The following is a 23,597-nucleotide window of genomic DNA, read 5'->3' as shown; positions in this document are numbered from 1 at the left end:
CTAAATTAGGTGATCTTCAGGCTGGTGCTCAGCGTAGTAAAGCGAGAGTGGTAACAGCGATGTTTTGAGAACGTTAACTAACAAGGCTAACTGTCCTACAGGCAGCCTAGGGTGACGATATGCAACAAATGTTCAGACAGCCCAATCCCTCTTTTTTCCCATTGATATTTAGTATATTGCTGTTCAGTGGTTTCACTGTGGCTTATGGATCTGAAGTTGACATTGACATGGGAGACGCGTCGGCCAATGAACAACGGAAAATGCAACAGTGGGTTTCGGGTGGCATAAATGCGGTTGAGCTATCGTTAGGCACGCTACCGGGACGAAATATTAAAGTTGAGCTTGTAACAAAGCCTTATGCTAGTGAGCCAGTGCCATTTGCCCAAGTGATAAGGGGGAGAACGAATAAAGTAAAGCTACAAGTCAATACCGCTTGGCCTTTACAAGATTTTATTGATGATTGGACGCTTTATCACGAATTGTCCCATCTCTACATTCCCTATTTAGATTTTCCTTCGTTTTGGTTAAATGAAGGGTTTGCTACTTACATGCAAAATATTGTTATGCTTAAAAGTAAGGTGATTGATGAAGCAACATTTATTCAAAAATTACGGTCTGGATTAGAAAGGGGGCGGCTTAACACCATTACTCGACCTGGTAAGCTAAGTACAGTTTCCAATGATATGTGGCGCAAACGCGCATACATGCGAGTGTATTGGTCTGGTGCTGCGTTTTTTATGGAGATGGATACAGCGTTGCTCCAACAAGGTAATAGCTTAGCGGCAGTTATTCGTCAATATGGCACATGCTGCTTAGCAGCGGAGAGTTCAGGCCAAGCACTGATGGAAGAGCTCGATGCAATTGCAAAGACCACATTATTTAGTTCAACCTACCTGCGTTACAGTGACAGGCTAGACTTTCCCATATTTAAAGCAGAGCAGTTAGCGGCTATAGCGCAGCACTATTCAGGGGAACCATAGCCGTCAGAAAACGGCAATGGTCAGGCTGGCACTCATGAAAACGAGTGCCTAAACCGGATTGTTGATTAACCGTGGCTGATAAAGTTAGTGTCATTGCTTGGCAGTGATATTTGCTTAGCAACCGCCTTCATCGCACTGGTTAGTTGTGTTAGCTGACAACTTGAGATGGTGTATGGCGGCATAATATAAATAAGGTTTGAGAAGGGCCTTATCCATACACCAAGATCAACAAACTGTTGTTGAAGCGCAGCGGTGTTCAAGGTTGATTTCATCTCTAACACACCCACAGCACCAAGCACACGAACATCGACAACATTGGTGTAATCAACAGCTTCAGCGAGTTCTGTTTTCATTTGAGATTCAATGCTGCTGACTTGTGTTTGCCAGTGTTGCTCGTTGATAAGTTCAAGGCTTGCAATGGCTGCAGTGCAAGCTAATGGGTTACCCATAAATGTCGGTCCATGCATGAAAACGCCTGCAGGGGAATCACTCACACCTTGCGCAACTTCATCGCTGCACATAGTGGCGGCCAATGATATATAGCCGCCTGTTAGTGCTTTACCCAAACACAAAATATCGGCTTCGACATTGGCATGCTCATAGGCAAAGAGCTTACCGGTGCGGCCAAAGCCAGTGGCAATTTCATCTAGAATCAAAAGCACATCATATTTGTCACACAGTTTTCGCAGCGCGCTCAAATACTCTGCATGGTAAAAGCGCATACCACCAGCTCCTTGCATAATAGGCTCAATTAGCACTGCGGCGATCTGCTGATGGTTATCTTCAAGCATATTACTAATTGATTGCAGTTCTTCCGCATCGAAGCATTCAGTAAAACGCGCTTTAGGTTCTGGGGCAAATAACTGCTCAGTGACGAGCTCACCAAACATGGTGTGCATACCTCCCTCGGGATCGCACACGCTCATGGCTGCAAATGTATCGCCGTGATAGCCGCTTTTCACAGTTAGGATTTTTTGTTTATTGGGATTATTTCGACCTTGCCAATACTGCAGTGCCATTTTCATAGCGACTTCTACAGCGATGGAGCCTGAATCTGCTAGAAACACCTTGGTTAGACGCTCACTAGTCATGTCGACAAGCATTCTTGCCAGCTCAACAGCAGGACGGTGGGTGATGCCACCGAACATTACATGGCTAAGTTGTGCTGTTTGGTGTTGCATCGCGGCGACAATTTTAGGATGGCTGTAACCATGAACACAAGCCCACCAGGAGCTGGTTCCGTCAATCAGCTTAGTGCCATTATTTAGCGTTAGCTCAACGCCTTCAGCACTGACTACCCCATATGTGGGCAGTGCATTATTCATTGACGTATAGGGATGCCACAGATGCTTTGCATCGAAATCTAAATCGATAAACTGATTGTTGACTTGATTAGTTGTGTTCATAATTTAACCGCTAGTAAACCTTTTATGCTGATTGCCATTGACAGGTTAAGGCTTGCAGGTATCCTAGGCAAGATAAAAATTAATTAAATCACGCAAGTAAACTGAATTAACTTACTGTTTATATTAGATGTATTTTGTTTTGTTAACACGCATTTGTGCGGTTGTTCACTCTGTTTTCACTAACAAAATGCTCGCGTCGATTAAAAAGCACGAGTTGGTACTTAACTTAGTTTAAGCCAGAAAAGGAAAAGAGATGTCTGATGTACAAGTGAGAAATAACTGGAAACGTGATGAGATTGAAACCTTGTTTGCGTTACCTATGAATGACCTGTTGTTTCAGGCCCACAGCGTACATCGCCAAGAGTTTGATCCTAACGAAGTTCAGATCAGCCGCTTGCTCTCGATTAAAACTGGTGCTTGTCCTGAAGATTGCAAATACTGTCCGCAAAGTGCTCGTTATGATACCGGCCTTGAAAAAGAGCGATTGCTCGCGATGGAGACAGTGTTAACCGAAGCTCGCAGCGCAAAAGCGGCAGGGGCTTCTCGTTTTTGTATGGGAGCTGCATGGCGTAACCCTAAAGAGCGTGACATGCCTTATCTAAAAACCATGGTCGAAGAGGTCAAATCTTTGGGCATGGAAACATGCATGACATTGGGCATGCTCTCAGCCGATCAAGCGAGTGAACTGGCGGATGCTGGGCTCGATTATTACAATCACAATTTGGATACGTCACCAGAATATTATGGCGATGTTATCACCACACGTACGTACCAGAACCGGTTAGATACCTTGTCAAATGTTCGAGCTTCAGGCATGAAGGTTTGTTCTGGCGGCATCGTGGGCATGGGAGAAAAAGCCACTGATAGAGCGGGATTACTGCAGCAGTTGGCCAATCTTGATAAACATCCCGATTCAGTGCCGATTAACATGTTAGTTAAAGTGGAAGGGACACCATTTGAGAAAATAGATGATCTGGATCCGCTTGAATTCGTAAGAACAATTGCAGTTGCGAGGATTATCATGCCTAAATCGCGAGTACGTTTGTCGGCAGGTCGTGAGAATATGACAGATGAGTTACAAGCGATGTGTTTCTTTGCTGGGGCAAATTCAATTTTTTATGGTTGCAAACTGTTGACCACACCAAACCCAGAAGAAAACGATGACATGAGTTTGTTTAGACGCCTTGGGTTACACCCAGAGCAGGGCATTGCTGCGACCAAAGAGCAAGATGAAGCGATGCTTGCTAAAGCGGCCGCGCAGCAAGATAAGAAAGCTTCCGCTTTTTATGATGCAGGTGCATTGTAAATACCTAAGCGATTAAGTTTAGAAACTTCTTTAACAGAAATATACCGTTAACAGCGATGACTGTTAACGGTAGTTAAGTCTCGCTCTCACATTGAGTAATGTTATGTCTGATGTTGCCACGAAAAAAATACAGCCGCTTAATGATAGAGTGGTGGAGGCTAATCGGTCTTTGGCAGGCAAAGGGCTGTTAAGAAAACGGGTTAAAGTTATGCTAGACCCCGAACATGCCAGCTGTTTTGAAGTGGATGACTTGCCCTATATTAATTTTAGCAGCAACGACTATCTCGGGTTGTCTAGAGCTCATACAGTGATTGATGCCCTGCATAGCGGTGCGCAAGATTATGGTGTGGGCGGCGCCGCTTCACCACTGGTTGTTGGTTATAACCAAGCGCATCAACAGCTCGAACGAGCATTGTGTAACGCAACGGGACATGAAGCCGCATTGCTTTTTTGTTCGGGCTTTACTGCGAATCATGCATTGATGAAAACCTTGTTTAATGGCTCAGATACCGTGCTCACTGACAAGTTGGTGCACGCATCCGTCATTGATGGCCTGCAAGATAGCGGTGCGGTATTAAAACGATTTATACACAACGATGTTGCCTCAGCTTGTCAAAATGTTGAACGCTACGCTCCGTGCGCTGTCATCACCGAAAGTGTTTTTAGTATGGATGGTGATATAGCTCCGCTGGCAGAGCTTTCAGCACTGTGTCAACAGCAGGGAGCTTGGTTCATTGTCGATGATGCCCACGGCTTTGGCGTTATCGGAGAACATGGCATGGGCGCCTCTACGGTGGCCAGCGACATACATATCGATGCGCAGGTGGTTACATTTGGAAAAGCGTTAGGCGGACAGGGAGCAGCGATACTCGGAAGCCAAGATTTGATTGACTACCTAGTGGCAAATGCGCGGCAGTATATCTACTCGACAGCACTTTCACCGGCAAACGCAGCAGCGGTGACGGCATCCATCAATACCATTATTGCTAAGCCGCAACTTAATGAAAAGCTGCAGGCTAACGTAGTGAATTTTATTGCTAGCTGTGAGGCTGCAAATATCGCATTAACTGGGTCAACCACTGCAATACAACCTATTATTATCGGTGATAGTGCTAGGACTCTGGCAATTGCTAAAAGGCTAAAAGAACACGGTTTTTGGGTTGGTGCTATTAGACCACCAACAGTGGCTCAGGGAAGCGCCAGATTAAGAGTGACGTTAACAGCAGAGCATTGTGAAGAGGATATCCACGCGTTTGTTGCCGTACTTGCAGGTATATTACAAGACCAATAGCGGTCTTGTTTAACTGCATGATTATAAACTCCCATAGCGTATAGGATGTAATCACGTGAATTTCGGGGAAGAGCAATTAACTACTAATGTCGCCAATAGATTTTCTGCGGCGGCATCTTCTTATCACTCACACGATGTCTTGCAGCGAATAGCGGCGAAGCATCTGTTCAAGCGGATGTCACCCTCCGCACGCTTACTGGATCTTGGCTGTGGTCCTGGTACAGACTTTAGTTCGTTTAATGCTATAAAGGACGTGATCGGGGTTGATATCGCACAAGGTATGCTCAATACCCTTAAAGCTGACTTTCCTGGGTACCATGGACTTCGTGGTGATGCACAAAGCTTACCGCTGCTTTGTGACTCAATAGATACCATCTATTCCAATATTGCATTGCAATGGTGTAGCAATCTCGCCGTAGCGATTAATGAAGCTAATCGAGTACTAAAGGCTGGTGGCGAGCTTAATGCCAGTATTGTTGCAGAGAACAGCCTATATCAATTGGCTAATTTAGGTTTAAACGTCAACAGTTTTAACAGTGAACAAGCGATTAAGCACTGTTTTGATAAAAAGTTATGGGAGGGGGTGGATATTGATACTCGTGCCATAACGGTCTACTTTAGTGATTTTAAGTCTCTTTTACAGTCTATTAAAGGTGTTGGGGCGTCAACCGTTGACCCTAAACATCAGCTTAATCAACGCCACGTCACATTGAGAGGGCGAGGAGATTGGCAAGAATTGGTTAATAAGGCAGAGTTAAACCGTCGCCCTGAAGGGCTACCATTGACTTATCATATCAGTTTTATCAAAGCGACAAAGACGCGTTAATAAAGGCTGAAAACCTTGGAGTATGCATGACTTATTTTGTAACAGGAACCGACACTGATTGCGGTAAAACATTAGTGTCGTCAGCATTGTTAACAGCGGTAAAAGGTGAAACGGTTGGCTTCAAGCCTGTGGCTTCTGGGTGTGAGAATACTGAGCAAGGTTTAAGAAATAGCGATGCACTAGCATTGATGGCAGCATCTAGCATTAAGCTACCTTATGATGATATTAATCCATTTGCATTTGCCGCTGCTATTGCTCCGCATATCGCTGCTGCCGAACAAAGTGTCACGTTGAGTCCTACCCGCATTCAAGCTCAACTTAATATGGCGCATCATCTCGGTGCAGACTTTGTTGTTGTTGAAGGCGCTGGTGGCTGGCGTTTACCTTTAGGTGATGGGCATTATATGTCTGAAGTGGTGCAAGCGATGAAATTACCAGTTATCTTAGTTGTGGGCATGAAGTTAGGTTGTCTTAATCATGCTTTATTGACTGTTGAAGCGATTGAGCGTGATGGCCTTGTTATTGCTGGCTGGGTCGCTAATCAAGTTGACTCTCAGATGGATAACCAATTAGAAAACTTAGCATCCTTGCAACAGATGATCTCAGCCCCATTTCTTGGCCATATTCCTCATCTTGAAAATCCGACTGCAGAAAAAGCGGCTGAACATATTGATGTATCACTTCTAGCTTAAAGCGTAACGCCTTTCTCTTTAATAGCCCTACAAACGACGTAATTTTGTGCATTCTTGTTAGGGCTATCTCTCTGTTAAAAAAGATTAATCCGTATCAGTGTCAATTTTGAGCTTAATTAAGATTAGATTAATAAAAACTGCATAAAATCAGCCAAACCTGATAAAGAAAGCGACTGAGCTAGAATTAAATCGGTTGTATTGTTTTTTACTCACTTCCCCTTGAAAAAAACAAATTCGGACATATTATGTCTTTAAGAGTATTTATCAGGATTATTTTGATCCTACAGGAGCTTAAATGAAGCGTATATTTTTACTGATTGCTACTAACATGGCGATCTTATTAGTGGCATCAATCGTGATGTCTATCTTAGGTGTGAACACATCAACCATGAGTGGCTTATTAGTATTTGCGGCAATCTTCGGTTTTGGTGGTGCGTTCATCAGCTTGGCTATCTCTAAATGGATGGCAAAGAAAACCATGGGCTGTGAAGTCATCACAAACCCCCGTGACAATACTGAGCGTTGGTTAGTTGAAACCGTTGCTCGTCAAGCAGAGCAAGCTGGTATTAAAATGCCAGAAGTTGCGATCTACCAATCGCAGGAATTCAATGCGTTTGCTACAGGCCCGAGCAAAAACAATTCTTTAGTTGCCGTCAGTAGTGGTCTGCTTTATGGCATGAATCATGACGAAATAGAAGCGGTACTTGCCCATGAAGTTAGCCACGTCGCTAACGGTGATATGGTGACGTTGACGCTTATTCAAGGTGTTGTGAACACTTTCGTTATTTTTGCTGCTCGTGTCGTTGCAGGCATAATCAACAATTTCGTTGCCAGTAATGATGAAGAGGGCGAAGGCCTTGGCATGTTTGCTTATATGGCAGTGGTGTTTGTTCTTGATATGCTATTTGGTATTCTCGCTTCAATCATCGTTGCTTACTTCTCACGTATTCGAGAGTTTAAAGCTGATGAAGGTGGTGCACGTTTAGCGGGTAAAGAGAAGATGATTGCTGCGCTTGATAGACTAAAGCAAGGCCCTGAAACAGGCGCTATGCCAGCTTCTATGTCAGCTCTGGGTATCAATGGCAAGAAATCAATGGCTGAATTGATGATGAGCCACCCGCCACTTGATAAGCGTATCGCTGCTCTTCGCGCAAGTTAATTCAGTGATAGCTAATGAAGTACAGTTAGGGTAACGTTGTTAAGGATTGTGTTTTTATTAGTCAAAATCAAGATGATAAATAACGTTTGGTTACTTTCCGTGCCCCGATTGAGGGGCATAGTTTGATGGAGCGCACGTTTTGCTAGTAGTCACAATGATATGATCTTCAACCTAAATTAGTTGCGGATTAGCTAATGCTTAGCTAAATTAAGCTTAGTCGTGCTAATAATATTGATCGCAAGATGGAAACTAAACTTAATTATAAAGTTTCCACTATGCGAACATCAAATGAGGATACAATTGTGAGCAAAAAACTACTAAGTGCAATCTTTGGTGCGGCAATCGCAGCATTAGCGTTATCTCCTTCTGTGTTTGCTGAAGGTCAAGAATTGGCTGAAATGCATGCTGAAATGGATGGTTGTGAAGCGTGTCACGCTGACGGCTCTCCATCTGCAGATGGCGAATACGAATTTGAGCAGTGCCAATCTTGTCACGGTACATTAGATGAGATGGATGCAGTCCATCAACCACACGATGGCATGTTAATGTGTGCTGATTGTCACGCACCACATGAAATGAACGTGGGTGATAAGCCAACTTGTGACAGCTGTCATGACGATGGTCGTACTGCAGAGTCAACACTTAAGTAATTTTAAATATTACTTATAAAAACCAGCTAATAGCTGGTTTTTTTGTGCCTCAATTTTATCTTTAACCCTCCCAAAACGTGATTACTCTACTAATACCAATTGCATTAAGTATTTGACCAGTTCAGAGCCCCTCAGCCTTTTCAATTCAAAGCGCATTGGTAAAGAAATGGTTATTCCCTTTTAAGCCAATGCAAAGCAGAAGTGGAAAGACTGAGGGGCTCACGTAGTGCGGGTTTCAAAACGCTGTATGCTTCGCTGTGGGATTTGGATATAGAATAACTATTAGCTCAAACCCCACTACTTGCCTACAGCGTTTTGAATTCCCGCTGAATGGTCAAACTTTTAATGCAATTGGTATAATCATATTAAACATAATACCTCTTTGTGAGTGCTTGGTTTTTAAATTTATCAAAGACTTGCGTGATTTCGGTGCGTAGCTTTGCCCTGTTGTAGTACATTACCGCCTTAAATATGAGTCCAATATAACCTATCTCTTTTTAAAACAGTCGCTTATAGAATGGCATGAGATTTGCGATATCAGTGATATAAGCAAACGAGGGGGGAAGCAAATCATGCCAAGCTGTAAAACAACCTGTGCATATTGTGGTGTTGGATGCGGGATCAGAGTAGAGAAGGTCTTTAAAGAGCAAGCTAAACATTCTTCATTAAAGCAATTTTTTACTGTGAGTGGGGATGTTGAACACCCTGCAAATGCGGGTGATTTGTGTGGCAAGGGTTTAGCGTTAATCGATAGCCTAAATTTGCCAAACAAGCTGTTATATCCACGCATGCAAAAAAATACTGTCAATAATCAAAATATCAGTTGGAATACAGCGATATCAGAGATTGCGATAAAGCTCAAAAGCACTTTGGTTAAATATGGTCCTGAATCAATTGCATTTTACCTGTCAGGTCAACTGCTCACCGAAGATTATTATGTTGCCAATAAACTAGCAAAAGGCTTTCTCGGAACCGCTAATGTAGATACTAATTCGAGATTATGTATGTCATCTGCGGTAAGCGCGCATATACGCGCTTTCGGTGAGGACGTCGTGCCAGGTTGTTATGAGGATCTGCAACTTGCAGAGGTTGTGGTATTAGTCGGTGCTAATACAGCTTGGACACATCCGATTCTATTTAAGAAAATAATGGCAGCTAGGGCTGAACATGGCACTCAACTGGTGGTTATCGACCCACGTGTGACTGCCACTGCATCTCAAGCCGATCTGCATTTACAGCTTACACCAGGCTCTGATCTGCACTTGTTCAACGGTCTACTTAGTGCTATTGCAAGTAATCATAAAACTAACTGTCAATATATAGAGCACTGTACGGAAGGGTTCGAACAAGCATTAAGAACGGCGCAACAAAACAGCCTAACAGTTGCGGATGTTGCAGAGCATACAGGTCTTGAGGTTGATAAAATCACAGAGTTTTACTCCTTGTACCTGCAAAATAAAAGAGTGGTTACCGCCAGCAGCCAAGGCGTTAATCAGTCATTATTAGGCACTAATACGAGTAACGCGATTATCAATTGCCATTTGGCGCTAGGGGATATTGGCCAAGCTGGTTGTGGGCCGTTATCACTAACAGGGCAACCAAATGCTATGGGCGGGCGTGAAGTCGGTGGGCTGGCAACTCAACTAGCCTGTCACCTTGGGTTTTCTGATGAGGAGCGTCAACTCATCGCTCAGTATTGGCGTACTGATAAATTACCAAAATCAAAAGGCCAAACAGCAACGGAAATGTTTGCTGCGATGGCGAGCGGAAAGATAAAAGCTGTGTGGATCCTAGGGACGAATCCGGTGGTTTCTTTGCCTGATACACAATTAGTCAAGAAGGCACTGTCTGAGTGTGACTTTGTCGTGGTATCAGATATCACCGCAGACACCGATACTGCACAGTACGCTGATATTTTGTTGCCGGCACAGGGTTGGTCAGAAAAATCAGGCACTGTCACCAATAGTGAACGAACCATAAGTCGACAACGGCGCTTTGCGCAGCCCCAAGGTGATTCAAAGGCCGATTGGTGGGCGTTGTGTGAAGTAGCCAAAGCGCTTGGATTTGACTCGGAATTTGACTTTAAAAACAGCGCCGAAATTTTCAAGGAATATGCTCAGCTAAGCGCAAGTGTAAAACAGCACTTTCCACAGAAACAGTTCTCAATTGCAGGACTTGCAAATCTGACACCGAGTCAATATCAGCATTTGGTGCCGACTCAATGGCCGATAGATGATATTGACGCGATGGGGCAAAAAAACAAACGGCTGTTTGATGATGGAGTATTTGCAACCCCAACGGGTAAGGCACAATTTGTCGAAACGCCATTCACATCGGCTATAGCACCACACACCTTTGATGATGGCTCTCTAAACGTTGAAAAAGTGCGTTTGAACAGTGGTCGTACTCGGGACCAGTGGCATACGATGACGAAGACAGGACATATTGCCAAGCTGGCTGCTGCAGATTATCAGCCGGAGCTTAGGCTAAATGTGTCAACATCGATTAAGAATAGACTTGTTGAGGGCGAATTCGCTGGGTTTGTCTGTGATAACTTAACCGCCCCTTTGATTGCCAGAGTTGTAATCGATCAATCAATACAGAGTAATAGTGCTTTTTTATCTATGCATTGGTCGTCACAATTTAGCAAAAGTGGTGGCGTAAATAGTGTTATTTCAGTAGCTGTAGACCCCCACTCAAAGCAACCAGGGTTTAAGAATCAATGGGTACAAATTAAGCCTATAAAAGTTGTTGAGCAGGGGATTGAGTGGGGACAACCTTTAGTCGATTCAAAGCGACTGTATTGGGATGTTAAACAGCAGCTTCAAGGTGGGTTTTGCCGTCACATCGCTGCAGATGAAGGGTTTAGTCAGCCTCTTTTAGAGCTTGATACAACACAATGCTCATCATCAGCCAGCGCCAATAGTCATGTTATGCAGTGGAAACATCAAAACAAGCTAGTGACATGCTTCGTCAACAAAGGGCGTCTTAAAACGCTAGTTATCGCAGCTACTGAGCAATTAGATGTTGATAGCGATGCTATTCAGGTACTGATAAACCAATTGTTTAATGCCGACTCAATAAAAAAATTACATCAAATACTGCGTGCAGGTCGCAGCCAAATAGTGTGTGCCTGTACGGGGGTCACCCAGTGTGACATTGAATCGCAGATGAATATGGAACTCTCGATGGGGGTCGACAATGCTGCATCATTGATTGAAAAAATACAACAGACACTAAAGTGCAGTGCGGTCTGCGGCAGTTGCTTAAATCAAGTTAAAGATATTGCTGACGCTGTGATTGTACAAAAGCAGAGACCAAACAGGGAGGTTGCTTAATGATGCTGAATTCCAAAAATAAACCATTGAAATTGGAGAATAATCTAGCTCAACCACGTTTGAGTAATGGCCTGTTTTCAGTGTTTAATGAAAGAATTTCCATGCCGAATTCGGTTGATTTTGATGAAAACCGGATTGCGATAGTTGGAGCAGGCTGCGGTGATATTGATCTACTGACTATTAAAGCGGCACGAGCCATTATCGGTGCGCAGGCAATCGTCTATGACAATTTGGTGAGTAGAGATATTTTACAGTTAGCGGCTGATGATTGCGAATTGCATTATATGGGGAAACGCTATGAGGAGCCTAGTGCGACTCAGGAGCAGATAAACCTAAAACTACTTCAGTTGAGCCAACAAGGTAAGGGGGTTATTCGCCTTAAAGGTGGTGATCCAAATGTATTTGGCCGTGGCGCTGAGGAGGCTCTGTTCCTCGCTCAACATGGTATCAAAAGTGAGTTTATCGCTGGTGTCACGGCCGCTTTAGGCTGCGCGGCAAGCGCTGGGGTCCCTTTGACACACAGAAAAGTTTCTCGCTCGGTGACTTTTGTGACCGGACATCATTGTGATGACTCTGCTATCGAATGGGGCGGTTTATTGGCATCAAAAAGTACACTTGTGTTTTATATGGGAAAAGAGAGAGCAGCAGATATCGCACATGGTTTATTAAAAGCAGGTGCCAAGTTATCGTTGCCGGTAGCTTTTATCTCTAATGGTGGCCGCACCGATCAGCAGGTAATCACGACAACGATTAGAGATATGGTTGATGTGGCTGGTGCGATAAAGGTTGAAGGTCCAACATTGTTGATTGTCGGTGAGGTGGTCGCTATAGGCCAGGAACTTGCTAACTGTATGAGTGGACTTGACCTTGGTCAAATGACTAGCAACTTACCACTTGAGCGTGCATATGGATAATCACGTCACCGAAGGTCGATTAGTGAATATTACTCAACCTTATGAGTATAAACAGCTAGTCAGAACCCTTGCTCGCGGAAAGAAGGGCTCTCGTTCGTTAAATTTTCTCGAAAGCTACCAACTCATTCGTGGTTTTTACGACAATTATGGCAACGTGACTCAGCTAAGTGTGGCGCTAATGTTGATGCGAGTTAAGGGGGAGAGTGCTGAAGAGATTGCTGGCGCTGCTATTGCGTTAAAAACAACAATAGATAGTAGCTGGCAGCAGCTTGATGTCGATATCGATTGGCCCTGCTATGGCGCTAAACGCGATCAATTACCGTACCTACTGCTTAGTGCCAAGCTACTCGCACTGCATGGATATCGGATTTTATTGCATGGGGATGACAAGGCGTTACCTCATCGACAACATATTGCAAAATTCGTCGAAGTACTCGGAATTAGTACTGTTTCATCTGCGGCGGAAGCTAATGTTGCGTTAAGCTCTGCTGGGATCTGCTATGTCAATGCTGACACGTTGTCAGGACTGGTGAACTCATTTAGCAACATACATCAAGAGCTTGGTCTAAGAAGTCTGTTTCAAAGTGCTATTCGCTGTATCAATCCGTCAAATGCAGCAGTTAGTCTTAGAAGCTATTTTCACGCGGGGTTAGATGATATTCACTTTAATGTGGCTCGCTTAATGGCCGAAAATGAGCCGGAGCTGCATCACTCTAACGTTGCCATATTTAAGGGGTATCAAGGCGAGTGTGAATTGAGCCCTAGGATCTCAACAGCAATTAACATTTTTAGTCTAAGTGGCCAGCGTCAAATAGCTTTGCCTACACAGCTTGATGGCTTAGTTGGTCGTAAAGCAACTGCGTCAGAGCTGTCTCCTCAATGGCTATCATTACTTTGGCATAAACTTTCGTTGTCTGTTAACAACCATAGCGATGATGCTCTTGATTCAGCTGAAGCTCACAGAGCACAGGCAGCAGTGATGACTAATGTGATGGTTGTTCTGATGTTACTGGACTCCAATATTCAAATTGATGTGGCTAAGAGAATAGCTAAGACACTTTGGCAACAGCGACACCAGAGTGATTCAATAAATGGTGTTACTGAGCTAAAGACACATGGTCGTAGTAAATCAGGGGCTGACCCCATTGGCTCAGGAGGTAAAGCATGCGCTTAGTAAGTCTGGTTGAGGTAAAAGAAAATCGCGGGCTGAATGAAGCTGCCAAGAGTCATGATTTTGACTTAGTTAGCTTTAAATCAATATCTGAATTCGAACGTTTCGAACTTAACAATGCCACAGATATCGTGCTTATGGTCGTTGACACTATCACTGCTTTGCATTTGCAGTTTGTTGAAAGGCTGATGATATTTGCACCTGTACCGTTAATTATCACAGCGACAAGTATTGAACCGTCGCAATTATCAACCTTGTTGCATTGTGGTCGGGTTACTTTTGTACCACAACAATTTGATTACTCTCGCCTTTCAAAAGTAAGGGAACTGGCGCAAGTCCGTTTTAAAACGGCTAACCGTTTGCATACTAAATTAGCGAAACTTGAATGCCGAATCGAGGACGAAAAACGGATTCAACTGGCTAAGCGTGATTTACAGCAATCGGGATTATCGGAGCAACAGGCCCATAAGGTTATTCAGAAGCTTGCTATGGATGAAGGCGTTAGTTTGCCTGACAGTGCCGCCGTAATTGGAAAAATTTCGCAAGGTTCTTATGCACATAAATAATCAGTTGCTAACCATATTGGTGCAAACGATACCACTGGGAACGTAAAGAAAAGTAACTTTTAACGTAAATTTATCTAATAGATAAATAAAATCAATGTATTGCAGGTTTATTGATTGGCGGTGAATACTGGCACAGTCTTCGCTACTTTTATGAGTAACTAAGCAGCGGTTTTTGTCCGTTATTAATCGCTTTAAACAATTTGAATTTCTGGCAAAGGCGCCATCTCCCATCGGGAGATTGGCGCCTTTTTGTTTGAAATAAATAGTATAAGACACAAAAGGGGCAAAGTATGAGAGTAGATAAACCCAAATTAGTCATAGTGGGAAATGGCATGGTTGGCCATCATTTTGTGGAGCAATTATGTGAGCAACAGCTTAATCGACATTATGACGTTACGGTTTTTGGTGCAGAGAGTTTGCCTGCATACGATAGGGTTCAACTGTCAAAGTATTTTGAATCAAGTAGTGCCGATAGCCTTATGTTAGCAACTCAGGCTGACTATGCCGCCCAAGGTGTTGTGCTACACCTAGGGCAACAGGTCAACAATATTGACCAGCATAAGAAACAACTCACCGTGAATGGCGAGACAGTCTTATATGACACGCTTGTATTGGCGACAGGCTCTTTTCCTTTCGTACCACCGATAAAGGGTAATGACCGCCGTGATTGTTTAGTTTATCGCACTATTGATGACCTAGAAGCTATTGAGCAAGCCGCAACTACGGCCAAGTCTGGTGTCGTTATTGGTGGTGGATTACTGGGACTAGAGGCTGCCAATGCACTGAGTGCTTTAGGGCTTGATACTCATGTGGTTGAGTTTGCGCCGCAGTTGATGTCAGTGCAATTGAATGACAGAGGTGGTGAGCTATTAAAGCAAAAAATTGAAGCGTTAGGGCTTGGAGTGCATTTGAGCAAAGCAACACAAGAGATAGTTGATGGTGAGCGAGCGCAGCATCGACTTAATTTCAGTGATGGCAGTTGGTTAGAAACGGATATGATTGTATTTTCCGCAGGGATCCGTCCTCAAGATGCATTAGCTAGAGCGAGCGACATAAGTATTGGTGAACGCGGCGGTATAGTCATAGATGACTGTTGCCGTACATCAGCCAAGGATGTTTACGCCATTGGAGAGTGTGCCCTATGGCAACAACAGATCTTCGGCTTAGTGGCACCAGGCTATCAAATGGCCAAAGTCGCAGTGTCTCAAATAGCTAAGCATCTACTTGATAATTCGATAGTCTCGCCGACTACTGAGGCGTTAAGGTTCACCGGTGCAGACATGAGCACTAAGCTAAAACTGCTTGGGGTCGATGTGGCATCTATTGGGGCAAGCCGTGGTTTTGATAACGCGCAGTATGTTGAACTCAGTGATGTACAAGCAGGCGTTTATAAAAAACTGTGGCTTGATGAAACTGGAGAATACCTGCGGGGGGCTGTACTGGTGGGAAATGTTGACGAATATCCCAACCTGCTTAGCCAATACTTATCGGGAGACGCGTTAGAGGAGCCTGCCGTCACATTGCTAATGGCTGATGATTCTGCGCCACTAGCACTAAAGGACAACGCTATTGTTTGTTCATGCCATCAAGTAACAAAAGCTGATATCGTTGAACAAGTTGTTGCCGGAAATCACCAACTAGCTGAGATTAAAAGTTGTACCAAAGCGGCATCTGGTTGCGGAGGCTGCGCTGCTGTTGTGCAGCAGATCATTGATGAAACTATGCAGGCACAAGGACTAGAAACGGAGTCAGGGATCTGCTGCCACTTTGACTATGATCGCCAAGCGTTGTTTCATCTGTGCCAAGTGGAAAATATAAATGATTTCGAGCAACTTTATCAGCTCCATGCCAAAAATGGCTCTTCTGAATTAGCGCTAGGCTGTGATATCTGTAAACCTGTTGCCGCTTCTATTTTTGCCACTTTGGAAAATGAATATGTGCTCAATGAAAACCATGTTGCTCTTCAAGATAGCAATGATGCTTATTTAGGTAACCTGCAAAAGGACGGCAGCTATTCTGTGGTTCCGAGAGTTGCTGGTGGAGAGATCACCCCTGATAAACTGATTGCCATGGGCCAAATCGCCAAACGATATGACCTATACACCAAAATTACGGGTGGCCAGCGTATCGATATGTTTGGTGCTGCACTGTCTGATTTACCTGCCATTTGGTCAGAACTGATAGCTGAAGGTTTTGAGACCGGACACGCCTATGGTAAATCACTACGCACCGTTAAATCTTGTGTAGGTAATACCTGGTGCCGATACGGTGTACAAGACTCTGTAGGGTTAGCGATTGCGTTAGAAAATCGATACAAAGGCCTTAGGTCACCTCACAAGATAAAATTTGCAGTGTCAGGCTGTACTCGAGAATGTGCTGAAGCGCAGAGTAAAGATATTGGTGTTATTGCTACAGAAAAGGGCTGGAACCTCTTTGTTTGCGGTAATGGCGGGATGAGACCTAGACATGGCGATCTATTTGCTACCGATCTCTCTACCGAACAACTTGTTAGTTATATTGACAGAATACTGATGTTCTACAGCAAAACTGCTGCGCGACTTCAGCGCACATCAGTGTGGCTTGAGTCATTAGCTGGCGGACTTGAATATTTGCAATCTGTAGTGATTGAAAACTCTTTAGGCCTAGCAGATGAGTTAGAAAGCCAGATGCATAAAGTCGCCGCCAATTATCAATGCGAATGGAAAACCAGTTTGCAAGATGATGTGTTCTTGCAGCGATTCAGCGAATTTATCAACCCTAAAGACGCACCTCTAATTGATACGAAGCAGTATCAATATCAACGCTCGCAAAAGTTCCCCATTAGTTCTGAAGTAGAAACATTTAGTGCGGTTAATCACAAGCTATCGACGCTAGGCGATATCGCAATTACGCAGTTGGATGAAGAGGAGGCGTTGGTATGAATTGGGTAACTATTTGTGATGAACAAGCATTACCTTCAAAAAGAGGTATTGCTGCATGGGTAGCAGGTAAAGCCGTGGCGATTTTCCATCTTGGAGATGCTGGCATTTATGCGATTGATAATGTCGATCCAGCAACGGGGGTGAGTGTGCTTTCACGCGGCCTACTGTGTGAATTTGAGAATGAGCTATTTGTTGCATCGCCGCTGCATAAACAGCACTACAGCTTAACAACAGGTCGTTGTCTAGAAAATGAAACACTTAGCGTTGACACTTATGAGATAAAACGTCAATCGGGCAAAATTTTAGCGCGATTACTTGCTTAAGGATGAGGAGAAAAGTATGACTAGCAAGAATACAGCTGAGGCTGGATTTAACCTTTTTTCTTTTTCAGGAAAGATGAAAGTGATGCACTTGAGCTGGATGGCGTTTTTTATCACCTTTATGGTTTGGTTTAATGCCGCTCCTCTGTTAAGCGTTATTGCAGAAAGTATTGGTTTGAGTCAATCACAGATAAAAACTCTGCTAATTCTTAATGTAGCGTTAACCATTCCCGCACGAGTGCTGATAGGCATGGTCACTGATAAGTATGGACCAAGACTTGTTTACTCTTTGCTGTTGGGGATTTGCTCCATTCCGTGCTTTATGTTTGCACTCGGGACAACGTTTGAGCAGTTGGCGCTAGCGCGATTCTTACTTGGGTTTATCGGTGCTGGTTTTGTGGTTGGCATTCGTATTGTGAGTGAGTGGTTTCCGGCAAAAGAGTTAGGCACTGCTGAGGGGATATATGGTGGCTGGGGGAACTTTGGCTCTGCCGCCGCAGCTTTTACTCTGCCCGCAGTTGCACTTGCATTTGGTGGTGCTGACGGTTGGCGCTATGCTATTGCTTTAACTGGATTGTTGAGTTTAGCTTTTGCATTTATTTACTATTTCAATGTGACAGATACGCCTAAAGGATCAACTTATTTCAAACCCAAAAAAGCAGGTGCACTTGAAGTAACCAGTAAAGGCGATTTTGTACTTTTATTGGTGATGAAATTACCCATGTACGCCACGCTCGCACTGCTTGGTTGGAAGCTATCTCCTGCGGGAGTTAGCATGTTTAGTCATCAAGTCGTTTATGGTATCTATGCGCTACTTTGCTTAGTTTTAATCGTCGATATTTATCAAACCTATCAAGTTAATAAGCAAGTGTTTGCGGGGATGGTTCCTGAATTTGAACGCTACGAGTTTAAGCAGGTAGCGGTTCTTAATGTTCTGTACTTCTCTACATTTGGTTCAGAGTTGGCAGTGGTGTCAATGTTACCTCTTTTTTTCGCTGAAACATTCGGTTTAGGATTAGCTCAGGCTGGTTTAGTCGCATCCTCATATGCTTTTATGAACTTAATGTCCCGACCTGGAGGGGGGTGGCTTAGTGACCGTTTTGGTCGTAAATCTACCTTGCTGATATTAACTGCTGGGCTAGCAATTGGATATTTTGGTGTGGCGCAAATTAATGCAACTTGGGCGCTACCCTTTGCCATTATTATGGTAATGGCATGTTCTTTCTTTGTACAAGGAGGTGAGGGGGCTGTATTTGCAGCTGTACCGCTAATTAAGCGTCGTTTAACTGGACAGATCGCTGGCATGACGGGCGCTTACGGTAATGTTGGCGCTGTATTTTTCTTGACTGTTTACTCTATGGTATCTACGCAAACCTTTTTCTATGTTATTGCGGTGAGTGCTCTAGTTGGCTTTTTAACCGTGTTTTTAATGACGGAGCCAAAAGGCCATATTGCCGAAGTGAACGAAAAGGGGGAAGTAACCCTAATAAGCGTGAATTAGAAGGGGAACGGTGAGTATGATTGCAAAGGTTATGGTTGAGAATGACTTAAATGACACAATATCATCATTGACAACGAGTCATGATATTGAAGGCCACAAGCCAAAGCACTGTTTAGTCATTAAGGCTGGTCAGTATTCTGATAAAGGCGTTAAAACGGCCAATGAAGATGCCATTGGGATCCGTATTCCCAGTGGTCTAATGTTAACGACGAAGGGCGTTGTTGCAGCTATCAGTGATGGGGTGAGTACTGCTGAGGCAGGCGCAGCGGCATCCGCTATCAGCATAAGCAATTTTCTTGCTGACTATTACTCAACACCGGATCTCTGGTCAGTACAGAAATCAAGTACTCAAGTATTAACAGCGCTGAATCGTTGGCTTTATGGGTTGGGACAAGATTATCGAGATGCTCGCAGAGGCTACGTCTGCACCTTAAGTGCATTGGTTTTTAAATCACGTCATATGCATCTTTTTCATGTGGGTGATTCAAGAGTTTACCGCTACCGTAATGGTACATTGGACAAGCTAAGTCAAGATCACACCAGTATAGTAGGAAATAATCAGCGTTATCTTGCCCGAGCTCTGGGGTTAGATGTCAATGTTGAGGTGGACTATCGTATGTTAGCGCTAGAGGAGGGGGACTTATATCTGCTAACGACTGACGGTGTGCATGATGTAGTAACAGACTTTGAAGTAGAGCAGAAATTAGCGCTATTTAGTCAAACTCAACAAAGTAGTCGTTCCAGCAAGCATTCCACTGACGAAAAGTGTGATAGATTTTGCCATGAATTAGTCGATTCAGCCCTCAATTCTGGTTCCCAAGACAATGTTAGTTGTCAGTTACTATGTATTGACTCCTTACCAGAGCAAACTATTGATGAAGTGTATCAGCATTTGTCTAGGTTGCCTTTTCCACCGCCATTAAGTGTTGGCATGAAGCTCGACGGATATACAGTGGTAGATGTTTTGCATCAAAGCGAAAGAAGCCAAGTCTATCTAGTCAGCAATCAGCAAGATGATTTACTCTGTATGAAAACGCCTTCAGTTAACTATCTAGATGATGCAGCTTATATAGAACGCTTTTTATTAGAAAGTTGGATAGGAAAACGAATTAATAGTCCCTATGTGGTTTCAATCGCTGAGCGTGATAAACAAAAATCTGCGCTTTATTATTTAACGGAATACCTCGATGGGCAATTGTTAAGCCAATGGATAAAGCATAACCCGACGCCAGATATACAAGAGGTGTTGGCTCTGTTAAAACAATTGGAAATTGGAGTGAGAGCGTTTCACCGTAAAGAAACTTTGCATCAAGATCTAAAACCTGACAACTTGATATTGACCAAAGATGGCCAGCTTAAAATCATTGATTTTGGCTCGTGCTTCATTAAAGGGATTGCTGAGATCTCCAGCCCTCTTGAGCGAGACCAATTATTAGGAACAGCCGATTACTCTGCGCCAGAAAGTATTCTTGGTTATCAAGTGACTCAAAGCACTGACCTCTACTCTATTGCCGTCATCGCTTTTGAAATGCTAACGGGTCAGTTACCTTTTAATGGTAAGCAGCAGGCCTGCAAATCCAAATTAGATTTTGTAAGGCTTGAGTATATTCCAAGTTATCAGATTAACCCTTTGATCCCCATCTGGATGGATGATGCTCTTAAAAAGGCGCTTAGTGTGACACCTCAACAACGCCAAGCAGACTGCAGTGAATGGCTCTTTGAAATGACTGAACCGGTAAACACATGGCAACGTTCGATGGCTAAACCTGCATTAATAGAACGTAACCCGCTACTATTTTGGCGCTCATTGAGCGTATTTCTTGGGTTAGCAGTCGTGCTACTTGCTCTATTTTGAGGTTGTTTATCGTACTGTTGTAGTTAGTATCTGCTTGGTATATCTTTGAATATATGGACATAACAATGTAAATGGAAATTATGAAGTACTTATTGTTAGTATGTTTTATTATTAGCGGTTGCCAGACAGTGCCTGTTCCGACTAAACAGCCTGCTCAGATGCCAATATTAGCGTATGAAGCGGATGTCGGCGATTATGAAATCCCTGAACCAGAAAGCTTAATTTCTTTAACTGCTGAGCAAGTTGCGGAGTTTAAGCGCTTTCAACTACAAAGTGACGTCAACACATTACTTCCGTTTCAACAGGTGAAGTATTTTCTTGAAAAACGCTTAGTCAACTTTAACTATGAAGGCAAAAACTACAGTGCTGCAGAGGCGCTTGAGCTCAACCAAGGTAACTGTATGTCTTTGGCTCTTTTAACCTATGCAATTGCCAGTGAGTTTCAAGTCGATATATCATTTCAACTCTTACATACTATGCCTGTTTTACTTGATGTAACAGACCGATACTCTGTCACGTCAGATCATGTTAGATCATTCCTTTATGAGACTAATAATAATGAAAGCAGCACTTTGTTTTCAGGTCGCAAAAGCGTAGTAATTGACTACTTTCCTAATCGTTATGACAGAGGTGGGAAAATGATCGATACTGATGAGTTTTTCGCGATGCTATATCGAAATTTAGCTGCGGATGCATTGTTCAGTGATGACTTACCACTAGCCTATTTATTGCTTAAGAAAAGTTTATCTTTTAGCAAGGTATATGCGCCATCTATTAATATGTTGGCGGTTGTTTTACGACGATTAGGGGATGTACAAACTGCTGAGAACTTGTATCGATACGGATTAGAGGTTTCAGAAGATAAAGTGACTTTGTTGAGTAATTATCATTATTTACTGGTTCGCCAAGGTCGCATAGTTGAAGCCTTAGCAGTGAAAAAACAATTACTTGAATTAGATGATTCCAGCCCTTATAAATGGTATTTAGTGGCACAAGATTCGATAGCCGCTGCAGACTACCTAAGTGCCAAAGTGTACCTAAACAAATTTATTGATAACACATATTACTTTCATAGAGCGTATTTTGAATTAGCAAAGGTACATTTTAAACTTGATGAACCGGAGCTGGCCAAAAAAGCCCTGCGCAAAGCACTCGATTATACGGACTTGCCCAAGAACCAGCAGCGTTATCAAGCAAAGCTAGCATGGCTAAAGTCACGTTAACTTATGCTCCAACTAACACCAAATTCTAATATGAAGTAGAGTTTTTAAATTAAATACTCTACTTTTGTATTTACCGACATTTTTGAACGATAGTAAATAGAATTGCGGCAGCTGAAAAAGTGATGGCAAACCTTCTGTAATTAGATTGTAATTAATAACTATTTGTTCTAATGCATGAAGGAATGAGATTATGAGACGAGAAAACTTAAAGTATGAATTATATTTTTGTTTCTAAGTATTATTATACAGTTAATAATACTTTTTACAGAAGATATATTAAAAGAGTATGAATAGTACGATTTTATAAATCTATCTCTCCTTTGTTTTTTTGTCGGTCTTGTAAGTTCGTTTAAATCAATGAGTTGCGACGTAGGGTTTGTCTTTTACACTATCGATTTTAAGTTTGACCGATTGGTATTTCTAAGTGTTCTATGTCTATTTCTGTAATTATATAGCTTCACTTTAATATTATTCATTTTAGTGAATCAGTCATTAGTGCTATCTATATAGTTGTATTAGCTACATATGTAGCTATTGAAGGCTGACGTAGGCTTAGCATCTTGAACATTAGAATATTTCAATATTTAATTCTTTTTGTTCGTTTATTATCTTTAATGTGTATTACACTTATGCACACAAGGATTGTTATACGATAAACATGGAGAGTCGGATGTTTAAGGTTATGCACTGGGTTATGGTTACCCGTTCACAAATATTAGTTGATCTGCTTAATACTCGTTGGCCCCAACAGTTTTTAGTAAAAATTCATAATGTTGCACCAGATAATATTATTGATAATTTTACTGAAAATCGTGTTGGTCTTGTGTTAATCGATCTTTCAAGTGTAGATATTCAAAAGGCATATCAAATCCAGAAAAAATTGGATAAAGAGCGTAGTGGTGTAAGGGTTGTGTTCATACACTACCCTCAGCAAGTTGATGCTCGTTTTTTGGTGCAGAATAATATCACTGCTGGTGTTTTCTACTCTGATGCATCCTTAGACAGCATCGGTATTGGAATGTCTAAAATCGTTCAAGGACAAACCTCAATTCCTGATGAATTTAGTCGTGCGCATTTGAATGATGTTGAAGAAGATGAAGAGTCTGATACTTTGACAATGAGAGAGCGAGAGGTATTGCAGGTATTACGATCTGGCAGTACGAATATTGATATTGCAAATCAATTATTTGTAAGTGAAAGCACCATTAAGACCCATCTTTATAGAGCCTTTAGAAAGATAGGTGTATCAAGCCGCGGACAAGCAATCGCATGGGCTCAAACAAACATGCATGAAGTTGTCTTGTAATTCGCATGATTTAGGTTGGTTTCAACAGCGCTACACCAAGGCGCTGTTTGGATTGAATTGATCAATGCTGTTGATATTTTTTGTCGCTTTTATGTATGGCGACTTTAAGGACGTTTATTTTAACCTTCATCGCTACAAAATGACTCTTATCTAAGTTTACTTTGCTGTTTGT

At 42.8% G+C, this 23,597-nt stretch carries 18 protein-coding genes; 17 read left to right on the top strand and 1 reads right to left on the bottom strand.

Annotated features, from left to right (window positions below; genetic code table 11):
* The first annotated feature begins 119 nt into the window (after positions 1–119).
* The gene (locus tag SWP_RS13185; protein ID WP_020913010.1) at positions 120–980 is read left to right on the top strand and encodes a M61 family metallopeptidase; all 861 of its coding nucleotides are present in this window, start codon (positions 120–122) and stop codon (positions 978–980) included.
* A 65-nt stretch (positions 981–1,045) separates the two neighbouring features.
* Here the strand turns inward: SWP_RS13185 and bioA are convergent, their stop codons facing one another.
* Positions 1,046–2,386 carry an adenosylmethionine--8-amino-7-oxononanoate transaminase gene (gene bioA, locus SWP_RS13180; protein ID WP_020913009.1) on the bottom strand — a complete coding sequence of 447 codons (1,341 nt, stop codon included), beginning with the start codon at positions 2,384–2,386 and terminating at the stop codon, positions 1,046–1,048.
* 253 nt (positions 2,387–2,639) lie between these two features.
* Between bioA and bioB the strand changes: the two genes are divergently transcribed.
* From bioB to SWP_RS13095, 16 genes are all read left to right on the top strand, one after another.
* Positions 2,640–3,692, top strand: coding sequence for a biotin synthase BioB (gene bioB / locus SWP_RS13175; protein ID WP_020913008.1), 1,053 nt, complete (start codon positions 2,640–2,642; stop codon positions 3,690–3,692).
* A 103-nt stretch (positions 3,693–3,795) separates the two neighbouring features.
* The gene (locus tag SWP_RS13170) at positions 3,796–4,983 is read left to right on the top strand and encodes an aminotransferase class I/II-fold pyridoxal phosphate-dependent enzyme (protein WP_020913007.1); all 1,188 of its coding nucleotides are present in this window, start codon (positions 3,796–3,798) and stop codon (positions 4,981–4,983) included.
* Between the two features lie 55 nt (positions 4,984–5,038).
* Complete coding sequence (locus tag SWP_RS13165) at positions 5,039–5,809, top strand: methyltransferase domain-containing protein (protein ID WP_020913006.1); 771 nt, start codon at positions 5,039–5,041, stop codon at positions 5,807–5,809.
* 26 nt (positions 5,810–5,835) lie between these two features.
* Complete coding sequence (gene bioD / locus SWP_RS13160; protein WP_020913005.1) at positions 5,836–6,501, top strand: dethiobiotin synthase; 666 nt, start codon at positions 5,836–5,838, stop codon at positions 6,499–6,501.
* A 295-nt stretch (positions 6,502–6,796) separates the two neighbouring features.
* Positions 6,797–7,660: a protease HtpX gene (htpX, locus tag SWP_RS13155; protein ID WP_020913004.1), complete on the top strand. Its 864-nt coding sequence runs from the start codon at positions 6,797–6,799 to the stop codon at positions 7,658–7,660.
* A gap of 302 nt (positions 7,661–7,962) precedes the next feature.
* On the top strand, positions 7,963–8,310 hold the full coding sequence (gene cctA, locus SWP_RS13150; protein ID WP_020913003.1) for a tetraheme c-type cytochrome CctA: 348 nt from the start codon (positions 7,963–7,965) through the stop codon (positions 8,308–8,310).
* A 572-nt stretch (positions 8,311–8,882) separates the two neighbouring features.
* Positions 8,883–11,648 carry a nitrate reductase gene (locus tag SWP_RS13145; protein ID WP_020913002.1) on the top strand — a complete coding sequence of 922 codons (2,766 nt, stop codon included), beginning with the start codon at positions 8,883–8,885 and terminating at the stop codon, positions 11,646–11,648.
* Positions 11,649–11,749: 101 nt separating this feature from the next.
* On the top strand, positions 11,750–12,562 hold the full coding sequence (gene cobA / locus SWP_RS13140) for a uroporphyrinogen-III C-methyltransferase (protein ID WP_044556440.1): 813 nt from the start codon (positions 11,750–11,752) through the stop codon (positions 12,560–12,562).
* A complete protein-coding gene (locus SWP_RS13135) occupies positions 12,555–13,736 on the top strand; it encodes a Glycosyl transferase, family 3 (RefSeq protein ID WP_020913000.1) in 1,182 nt (393 codons plus the stop codon). Before cobA ends, SWP_RS13135 begins: the two co-directional genes overlap by 8 nt.
* A complete protein-coding gene (locus tag SWP_RS13130) occupies positions 13,727–14,299 on the top strand; it encodes an ANTAR domain-containing response regulator (protein WP_020912999.1) in 573 nt (190 codons plus the stop codon). The genes SWP_RS13135 and SWP_RS13130 overlap by 10 nt, the downstream gene beginning before the upstream one ends.
* Positions 14,300–14,589: 290 nt before the next feature.
* On the top strand, positions 14,590–17,220 hold the full coding sequence (nirB, locus tag SWP_RS13120) for a nitrite reductase large subunit NirB (RefSeq protein ID WP_020912998.1): 2,631 nt from the start codon (positions 14,590–14,592) through the stop codon (positions 17,218–17,220).
* The gene (gene nirD / locus SWP_RS13115; RefSeq protein ID WP_020912997.1) at positions 17,217–17,543 is read left to right on the top strand and encodes a nitrite reductase small subunit NirD; all 327 of its coding nucleotides are present in this window, start codon (positions 17,217–17,219) and stop codon (positions 17,541–17,543) included. The genes nirB and nirD overlap by 4 nt, the downstream gene beginning before the upstream one ends.
* 16 nt (positions 17,544–17,559) lie before the next feature.
* Positions 17,560–19,041: a NarK family nitrate/nitrite MFS transporter gene (locus SWP_RS13110; RefSeq protein WP_020912996.1), complete on the top strand. Its 1,482-nt coding sequence runs from the start codon at positions 17,560–17,562 to the stop codon at positions 19,039–19,041.
* A 16-nt stretch (positions 19,042–19,057) separates the two neighbouring features.
* Positions 19,058–20,896, top strand: a complete 1,839-nt coding sequence (locus SWP_RS13105) for a bifunctional protein-serine/threonine kinase/phosphatase (RefSeq protein ID WP_020912995.1) — start codon at positions 19,058–19,060, stop codon at positions 20,894–20,896.
* Positions 20,897–20,976: 80 nt separating this feature from the next.
* Positions 20,977–22,119 carry a tetratricopeptide repeat protein gene (locus SWP_RS13100; protein ID WP_187148499.1) on the top strand — a complete coding sequence of 381 codons (1,143 nt, stop codon included), beginning with the start codon at positions 20,977–20,979 and terminating at the stop codon, positions 22,117–22,119.
* 670 nt (positions 22,120–22,789) lie between these two features.
* Positions 22,790–23,425, top strand: coding sequence for a LuxR C-terminal-related transcriptional regulator (locus tag SWP_RS13095; RefSeq protein ID WP_020912993.1), 636 nt, complete (start codon positions 22,790–22,792; stop codon positions 23,423–23,425).
* Positions 23,426–23,597 lie beyond the last annotated feature (172 nt).

The sequence above is a fragment of the Shewanella piezotolerans WP3 genome, assembly GCF_000014885.1.
Classification (GTDB): Bacteria; Pseudomonadota; Gammaproteobacteria; order Enterobacterales; family Shewanellaceae; genus Shewanella; species Shewanella piezotolerans.
Note: the sequence above shows the minus strand (reverse complement) of the source record. Positions and strands in the feature narration are given on the sequence as shown.

Coding starts and splice junctions, on each gene's coding strand:
- SWP_RS13110 (WP_020912996.1), top strand. CDS start 17,560: ATGACTAGCAAGAATACAGCTGAGGCTGGATTTAACCTTTTTTCTTTT.
- bioD (WP_020913005.1), top strand. CDS start 5,836: ATGACTTATTTTGTAACAGGAACCGACACTGATTGCGGTAAAACATTA.
- SWP_RS13170 (WP_020913007.1), top strand. CDS start 3,796: ATGTCTGATGTTGCCACGAAAAAAATACAGCCGCTTAATGATAGAGTG.
- nirB (WP_020912998.1), top strand. CDS start 14,590: ATGAGAGTAGATAAACCCAAATTAGTCATAGTGGGAAATGGCATGGTT.
- htpX (WP_020913004.1), top strand. CDS start 6,797: ATGAAGCGTATATTTTTACTGATTGCTACTAACATGGCGATCTTATTA.
- SWP_RS13135 (WP_020913000.1), top strand. CDS start 12,555: ATGGATAATCACGTCACCGAAGGTCGATTAGTGAATATTACTCAACCT.
- bioB (WP_020913008.1), top strand. CDS start 2,640: ATGTCTGATGTACAAGTGAGAAATAACTGGAAACGTGATGAGATTGAA.
- SWP_RS13145 (WP_020913002.1), top strand. CDS start 8,883: ATGCCAAGCTGTAAAACAACCTGTGCATATTGTGGTGTTGGATGCGGG.
- nirD (WP_020912997.1), top strand. CDS start 17,217: ATGAATTGGGTAACTATTTGTGATGAACAAGCATTACCTTCAAAAAGA.
- SWP_RS13100 (WP_187148499.1), top strand. CDS start 20,977: ATGAAGTACTTATTGTTAGTATGTTTTATTATTAGCGGTTGCCAGACA.
- bioA (WP_020913009.1), bottom strand. CDS start 2,386: ATGAACACAACTAATCAAGTCAACAATCAGTTTATCGATTTAGATTTC.
- SWP_RS13130 (WP_020912999.1), top strand. CDS start 13,727: ATGCGCTTAGTAAGTCTGGTTGAGGTAAAAGAAAATCGCGGGCTGAAT.
- SWP_RS13105 (WP_020912995.1), top strand. CDS start 19,058: ATGATTGCAAAGGTTATGGTTGAGAATGACTTAAATGACACAATATCA.
- SWP_RS13185 (WP_020913010.1), top strand. CDS start 120: ATGCAACAAATGTTCAGACAGCCCAATCCCTCTTTTTTCCCATTGATA.
- SWP_RS13095 (WP_020912993.1), top strand. CDS start 22,790: ATGTTTAAGGTTATGCACTGGGTTATGGTTACCCGTTCACAAATATTA.
- cobA (WP_044556440.1), top strand. CDS start 11,750: ATGCCGAATTCGGTTGATTTTGATGAAAACCGGATTGCGATAGTTGGA.